This is a genomic window from bacterium, from assembly GCA_008933615.1.
Classification (GTDB): domain Bacteria; phylum CLD3; class CLD3; order SB21; family SB21; genus SB21.
Window position 1 is genome coordinate 88,181 of the sequence record WBUR01000010.1, and the last position, 7,612, is coordinate 95,792.

At 42.4% G+C, this 7,612-nt stretch carries 7 protein-coding genes; 3 read left to right on the forward strand and 4 right to left on the reverse strand.

Features of this window, described 5'->3' with window-relative positions:
• Positions 1 to 17: 17 nt before the first annotated feature.
• From moeB to F9K33_05515, 3 genes are read right to left on the reverse strand one after another with little or no spacing between them, the layout of a single operon-like run.
• Positions 18 to 1,184, reverse strand: coding sequence for a molybdopterin-synthase adenylyltransferase MoeB (gene moeB / locus F9K33_05505; protein KAB2880452.1), 1,167 nt, complete (start codon positions 1,182 to 1,184; stop codon positions 18 to 20).
• Between the two features lie 26 nt (positions 1,185 to 1,210).
• Positions 1,211 to 2,497: a thiolase family protein gene (locus tag F9K33_05510; protein ID KAB2880453.1), complete on the reverse strand. Its 1,287-nt coding sequence runs from the start codon at positions 2,495 to 2,497 to the stop codon at positions 1,211 to 1,213.
• Positions 2,498 to 2,511: 14 nt separating this feature from the next.
• Positions 2,512 to 4,020, reverse strand: coding sequence for an AAA domain-containing protein (locus F9K33_05515; protein KAB2880454.1), 1,509 nt, complete (start codon positions 4,018 to 4,020; stop codon positions 2,512 to 2,514).
• A gap of 265 nt (positions 4,021 to 4,285) precedes the next feature.
• On the opposite strand from F9K33_05515, the gene F9K33_05520 reads away from it, so the two are divergent.
• The 3 genes from F9K33_05520 (at position 4,286) to F9K33_05530 (ending at position 6,424) form a co-directional block, all read left to right on the forward strand.
• A complete protein-coding gene (locus F9K33_05520; GenBank protein ID KAB2880455.1) occupies positions 4,286 to 5,350 on the forward strand; it encodes a serine hydrolase in 1,065 nt (354 codons plus the stop codon).
• 12 nt (positions 5,351 to 5,362) lie between these two features.
• A complete protein-coding gene (locus F9K33_05525; GenBank protein KAB2880456.1) occupies positions 5,363 to 5,692 on the forward strand; it encodes a tRNA-binding protein in 330 nt (109 codons plus the stop codon).
• 99 nt (positions 5,693 to 5,791) lie between these two features.
• On the forward strand, positions 5,792 to 6,424 hold the full coding sequence (locus F9K33_05530; GenBank protein KAB2880457.1) for a hypothetical protein: 633 nt from the start codon (positions 5,792 to 5,794) through the stop codon (positions 6,422 to 6,424).
• A 2-nt stretch (positions 6,425 to 6,426) separates the two neighbouring features.
• Here F9K33_05530 and F9K33_05535 read toward each other — a convergent pair whose 3' ends face one another.
• On the reverse strand, positions 6,427 to 7,581 hold the full coding sequence (locus tag F9K33_05535) for a tetratricopeptide repeat protein (protein ID KAB2880458.1): 1,155 nt from the start codon (positions 7,579 to 7,581) through the stop codon (positions 6,427 to 6,429).
• Positions 7,582 to 7,612 lie beyond the last annotated feature (31 nt).

The following is a 7,612-nucleotide window of genomic DNA, read 5'->3' on the forward strand; positions in this document are numbered from 1 at the left end:
TTAGCGGTGAAACTGAATTAATACTTAGGTAAGCTCGGATCGATGTCCGATGTATAGGCAGTAATTCCACCTGTTACATTGTAGAGATTTAAATATCCTTTTGCAAGTAATTCTTTTATTGCCCTGGCACTTCGAATTCCCGTTTTGCAGTAAAAAACGACAGGTTTACTTTGCGAAATGATTTTTTCCTTTTCAGTGATTTTTGAAAGTGGAATTAATTCGCCGCCAATATTCACAAGATCATGTTCAAACGGTTCCCTGACGTCGATGAGCTGGAAATCCTTTTTAGTATCTATCCATTGCTTTAAATCCTGGACGCTCAATTCATTGATTTGATTATGTGAAGAAGTAGGAGGCTTCACACCGCAAAATTCATCATAGTCGATTAATTTACTTATCGTGGGGTTTTTTCCATTTACAGGATTATTATCGTCTCTGGAAAATTTTACGATGCGTGTCTCAAAATTCAGCGCATCAAATAAAAGCAAACGACCGCTCAACGGTTTCCCAATTCCGGTAATGATTTTAATAGCCTCGCTGGCCTGAAAGCTCCCGATGATTCCGGGCAGAACACCCAACACACCGCCTTCGGCGCAACTTGGAACCATACCCGGCGGGGGAGGCGTGGGGTAGAGGTCGCGGTAATTCGGGCCCACAACGCCATTGGAATCGGTATAATGGAAGACCGAGACTTGCCCTTCAAATTGAAAGATCGAACCGTATACATTTGGCTTATTAAGCAACACGCATGCATCATTGACAAGATATCTTGTTTGAAAATTATCCGTTCCGTCGACTACAACGTCAAAATGGTTTATGATGTCAAATGCGTTTTGGGATGTGATTTGTACAGGATAAGTGAGCGTGTTGATAAAAGGATTTAGTGCGAGAAGTCTTTTAACGGCAATATCGACTTTTGGTTTTCCAACATCATGAACTGTGAAAAGAACCTGCCGCTGGAGATTTGTTTCATCTACGACATCAAAATCAACGATACCTATCGTGCCGACGCCCGCGGCCGCGAGATAGAGTAAAACCGGGCTTCCGAGGCCGCCTGCGCCGATAACCAAAACCTTAGCGGTTTTAAGCTTTTTCTGACCTTCAAGGCCGAATTCCTTGAGTATAATATGCCGGCTGTAACGAGAGAGTTCTTCTCTGGATAATGTGCTATCGGAAAACGGCATATCAAAACGTTAAAGTTGAATATGGTTTATTTTCTCTCAAGAATCATCGCGCCGCCCTGTCCTCCGCCGATGCACAATGTTGCTAGTCCGAACTGCTTATTTTTTCTTTTCATGTCCTTCAGCAGTGTTAACACGAGACGTGTTGCGGACGAACCCACAGGATGTCCAAGCGCAATGGCGCCGCCGTTGACGTTTAATTTATTACGGTCGATTTCGCCGACAGCTTCGGGTAAATGGAGAACGTCATTGGCAAATTGCTTAGAAGCAAAGGCTCTTTCATTTGCAATCACCTGGGCTGCAAAGGCCTCATTCAATTCGATTAATTGAATATCCTTCATCGTTAGTCCGGCATGCTTCAACGCAACCGGTGTGCTGAATACCGGCCCGAGGCCCATACGTTCCGGATCGAGTCCTGCAAAACCAAAGCCGCGTACATATCCTAAAATATCATACCCCATCTCTTTCGCTTTTTCTTCCGACATGACCAGAACAAAAGCCGCCCCATCCGTTATTTGACTTGCATTTCCGGCGGTCACCGTTCCGAATTTTTTATCAAAGGCAGGACGCAATTTGGTCAATGCTTCCATATTTTGGTTTTTCCGGATACCATTATCTTCGTCTACGACGGTTTTGTAAGTAGGAGGTAAATAGACCGGAACCATTTCTTGTTTCAGTATACCGTCATCCGTGGCCTTGCCTGCACGCAAATGACTCATAACGGCAAATTCATCTTGCTCTTTTCGCGTAATGCCGAATTCCTTTGCAAGAACCTCCGCCGTTACGCCCATATTTAACCCGCAATACCCGTCGGTGAGCCCCAATAAAATGCCAATCACCGGACTGAAATCGCCCGGACGAAATTGGGATATAGCGCCAACTCTTTCGAATACCGATCTTGCTTTAAAGATCGCAGCAAACTTATCTGTAGCTCTTTCTGAAAAGAGCAACGGTATCTTGCTCATGGATTCAACACCGCCCGCAATAACAATATCGGCTTGTTCTGTGACAATTCTTAAATACGCATCCACGATCGACTGCATGCCGCTTGCGCAGTTACGTCCCACAGAAAATGCAGGAACGTTTTTTGGAACGCCTGCCTCTAAGGCGATAATGCGGGCAATGTTCGTTGCTTCGGGCGGCTGGGCAATATTGCCGACGATAACCTCATTAACTAATTTAGAATCCAGGTTAGTGCGGGCGAGTAGTTCCCGCATGGCAATTTTTCCGAGGTCAACGGCAGTCAGTTTATTAAAAAGCGTGCCGGCTTTGATGTACGGCGTTCGCACGCCGTCGACGATGACTACATTTTTCATAGAGCACCTCTATTCTAATTTTTTGAGCTATAGGATTTTTTGATGAGTTCATCCAGATATTTCTTCGGATCTTCGATGACCTCATCGCTGACGATGAAATTGGTTTTACCGGCCAGTTTGAGGCCGTATTCGTAATCTTTAAAAAGAAATTTCGCAACCTGTTTGAATGTAGATTTCTCAGCGCCGGCTTTTCTTGATATCTTGTTAATGGCCTGATCGCTGAATTCAAACACGATCCCATGCTGAGTCAGGAATTCTTCCTGGAATTCCTTCATGGAACTATACGTGAGAAGTTTATTTAGTTCCAGTTCCGGGTTTTCAACAATTTCTTTCGTTACTTTGAGTTTCTTGATCTTCGTCGAAGGCAGTTTTTTCTCAAATTTGATCAGAACGTTCTCGATAATATTCACAAGGCCGCGCGCCCCGGTGCGATGGACGTGAGCGCGTTCAGCAAAAATACGAAGCGCATCGTCATCGAATTCAATTGCAATGCCATACGCTTCAAAGTCACGTTTCTTGCTCAGGGTGACGCTGCTGTTCTTGTTTTTTAAAATATTGAATAAAGCATCGACGGAAAGTTCGTTGAGAACCGTAATAACGGGAAGTCGGCCTACAAATTCGGATTCGAAGCCGTATTCGATCAGATCTTCGGTTTTGACTTTCTTAAGCAACTCCGATTTGCTTATTTGATTGGAGGATGTATGCTCTGCGCCGAATCCCATTTTCTTTTGATTGACACGGTTCCGAATGATTTCCTCCATGCCTGAAAATGCTCCGCTGACAACAAATAGAATGTTTTTGGTATTTACTTTTTTCCGCGCCACTTTGCCGGTTTTCTGTGCTTCCATAGCGGCTTCCATTTGCGAAGCCATATCGTGCGGAACTCGCAGATCCACTTCAGATTCTTCCATGAGTTTAAGTAAATTTCTCTGTACGCCTGTTCGGGATACGTCGATTCCGCGTGTATTTGCAGACGATGCGATCTTGTCAATTTCATCCAGGTATATAATGCCGTATTCAGCGCTTCTAATATCTCCATCCGCTTCACGAACAAGATCGCGAATAAGATCTTCCACATCACCGCCAACGTAACCGGTTTCGCTGAATTTAGTAGCGTCGCCTTTAACAAAAGGAACGCCGATCTTATTGGCGATAAGTTTAACAATGTATGTTTTTCCTACGCCGGTCGGTCCAATTAGAAGAACATTGCTTTTTATGTTACCGACGAGCTTTTGTTCTTCGGTAAGAGTATCTTCCAATTTCATTCGGTTATAATGTGTAGCGATTTTGGTTGCAATCACCTCGATGGCTTCTTCCTGGCATTCAACAAATTGATTAAGATATTCTTCAAGTTCTTCCGGTTTCAAGTCGAAATTGAATTCACCGGGACGGTATTCGCCTGTTGGTCCTGATTTCTGTCCAAGCGAATCCTGTTCGACGTCTTTGGCTCCGTATTTTTCTTTCAGAAACTCTTCAAATTCTTTTTTGAATTGATCCGTATTTGTTTGTGAAGAAAAATTCACTTTCTATACCTTCTTTCGTGGTTATGTATTGTAAGTGTTTTTTTGAGTGCTAAGTAGTAAACTCTAAAAACGATGACTTATTTCAAGTTACACTATTTTTTGAAAATAGTAAATTCATATTTCAATAAATCGAGAGCGCCTGTTTTAGCGGCAAGTAACCTTTTTACTGCCGTTACGTATGAATACGCGCAATAATTCATCCCGCCGCATTCTTTGTTTTCGGGTGTGTCACTAATTCAGTAACCTGATTAAAATTGTGAGAAAAATGAAACATGCTCTCATGAGAACTTTTTTTCCGGCAATTTTCTCCGTATTACCGGCGTGTTCCGACGCTACAAATGAGGATTGTGATTGTTCGTCATCTGCGATTAAAGATTCTATTACTGTTTCAAGTATGGCGACTGAAGGAATAGATTCATTGCTGATGGATGAAGCGATACAGCGCTCAGAAGAGTCAGGAATCATATATAGTTTCATGGTTTTGCGAAATGGAGCAATTGTTTCGGAAAACTATTTTATTGGGAAGTCTGCGCAGGACTCATTCAGCGTTCGCTCAGTAACCAAAAGTATCATAGGAACGTTGATTGGAGTCGCTATTCGTAATGGCGATATTAAGGACGAAGGTCGAAAACTCAAAAATTATTTCCCTGAATATTTTGGAACGATTTCGGATCCCGATAAAAACAATATTACGATAAAACATTTGCTTACGATGACGTCCGGTTTTCAATGGAATGAGGTGGCGGACAGATTATACGGAAATTATATGGAATCGGCGATTATTACCCCAATGTCCGATGTACCAGGAGTGGTATTTAACTATAATTCGTCGAACCCGCACCTTCTTTCCGGGATTATAACGAAATCCACTAATCGCAGTACACTGGATTTCGCAAATGCATACTTGTTCGATCCATTGGGAATAACTATTAAACGATGGGATGTGGACCCGCAGGGTTATTACCTGGGAGGAACGGGCCTATTTATGACAACGTGTGATATGGCGAAGATCGGATTTTTGTATCTTAATCAAGGATGTTATGGCGGCAAGAATATTACTTGTAACAAATGGGTAAATGATTCATGGAGTGATCACATTCCAGGTTCGTCGACTGATTATGGTTATCTCTGGTGGCTAATGGAAAGCGGCGGACATAGAATAGCGTACGCATTTGGATATGGAGGACAAATGATTTATGTTATAAGTGACCTTCAATTAGTCGTTGTATTTACCGCCGATCCCAATGTAAATGCTCAAACGGCTCAAAACACACGGAATCTTGAAGATGATATATTGAATGCTAATATTATACCGTCAATTCATCAATAACCTGATTCTCATATGATTACGTGGAACGATTTTGAAAAAATTGAAATAAGGGCCGGAACTGTGATCGAAGTTCAGGATTTTCCTGAGGCGAGGAAACCCGCGTACAAGCTGAAGATTGATTTCGGGGAATACGGTATCAAACAGTCCAGCGCGCAGATCACTAAATTGTATTCAAAAGAGTATCTGTTAAACCGGCAGGTAGTAGCAGTAATTAATTTTCCACCTAAACAAATTGCAAATTTTTTTTCTGAATGTTTGGTTTTGGGCGTTGTCAGAGGTGACGGAGAGGTTGTGGTTCTGCAAGTGGACAGGCCTGTAACGAACGGAGAAAGGATCGGATAACCGGGCTGCACAAAAATTAATGTGTTTAGAAATATAAGGGGGTAGAGCACTTTAACAGTGATGATGATAATTAACTAAAATAGATGAGGAGTTCTCCATATGAAACGAATTATTTTGGCGTTATTTGTGACTTGTTTATTTATCGGCTGCGGCGTAGCGCGGCAGATTCAAGAAGCCAAAAATTTTGCAAAATGTGAATTCAGGGTCAAATCTGTGGAAGGCACACGTTTAGGCGATGTCAAGATTCATAACGTAAAATCCATTAAGGAGCTGAGTTTCAAAAAAGCCGCTGAAATTACATCTGTGTTGACGTCAGACAAAGCGATGCTGTCTTTTACTTTGAATTTACAGGCGAAGAATCCGAATGCCGAAATTGCTGCGATGAACAAATTGGAATGGATCCTGTTTATAGATGAGTATGAGATGGTGGAAGGCATTTTGAACCAGAAAGTTGAGATTCCGGGCGGACAAATTGCGGAAATTCCGATTGCTATTTCAACAGACCTTAGAGAAGCTTTAAAAGGCAAGTCCCGGGATGCCATTGCTAAATTGGCTTTCAACGTAGCCGGGCAAGGTGACAGTCCCACGCACATTTTATTGAAAGTAAAACCTTCTATAGAAATAGCGGGGTTTTCGGTTCAGTACCCGGGTTATATCGACGTAAAGATGGAATTTACGGCAGAACAAGGCAGAGAATTACGTAAGAAAGCGATCAGGGAATCAACGAAATAGTTTTATTTAATAATCGCCCTTAGTAAATTCAGGAATTCTCTTCCGTCGTTGTGAACCAGACGGAAGTTCTTATACGCGCTCTTATAGGACGGATTGATCTCGTAGGCTTTTTTGAACTGCATCATTGCTTTAAGAAACAAATTGCGGCATTGAATCAGGAAGAGCAAGCCAAGGGAATTATGTAGATCGGCATAATTCGGATTTGTTTCGACCGCTTTTTCTAATTTGATCCGGTATTGTTCCAGTATGGATTCGTTTTTTCCTGCTCCGCCGAATAAAAACTTCAGGTAAAAGCCGTGCATGATCTCGTCCAGGTTCGGTTTCCCGATAGCGTCTTTTATTTCATTAATTGTTTCGATGGCTTGAATAGTTTCACCTGATTCTATTTGTTTTATTAATTTCTCAAAACGAAATGAATAAAAACGGAAATTGGTGAAATCGGGATTCGACGCAATCACTTTTTCCAAAACATGAAGGATAGTTGCTTTTCGAGCAGCTACCGGCGGAAGGCCCTCCGTGTTGGTTTTCGCCATATTGCTCTCAAGTAAAGTAATGACAGAATTGAGATGCGCTTCGGCGTATTTGGGGTTGATCGCCAGCGCCGCCTCATACGCGCTCAAAGCGTGCGTAAACATACATGCTTTTGAGTACGCCATGCCGAGATTGTTTTTCAGATCGGCAAACTGCGGTTCCATTTCACAGCCTTTTTGTAATATTTCAATGGCCTTAGTATGGTCGCCCGATTGCATATAAGCCAGGCCAAGATTATTATACGATTCAACAAGGCCAGGGTTTTTTTCTATGGCATTTTCAAATTCAACAATGGCCTCTTCAACCATTCCTTTTCGCAGAAAAATCAAACCCATTTTATTGTGGGAAACCGCGTGTTTAATGGTTTTTATCTTGTCGCGGATGAAAAATAAAAGCTCGATCTCCCAGGCGATCTCCTGATGGAACTCGTTTAGGAAGTCTTTTATTTTATCTTTATCCCAGTCTTTCATACGCGATGCGTCAACGTTCTTTTTTTGAACCATGATCACGCGTCCTTTTTCAAAGATCTCGGCCTGGAACATGCTGCGTGCGGGATCGGCGGCTGTTTGAATATGAAATATTTTTCCGCCGGCGTGAACGTTGCTGTTAATGCCCATTGCTTCCATTTATGATGCCTCCTCTAAAGCTTCATTGCGC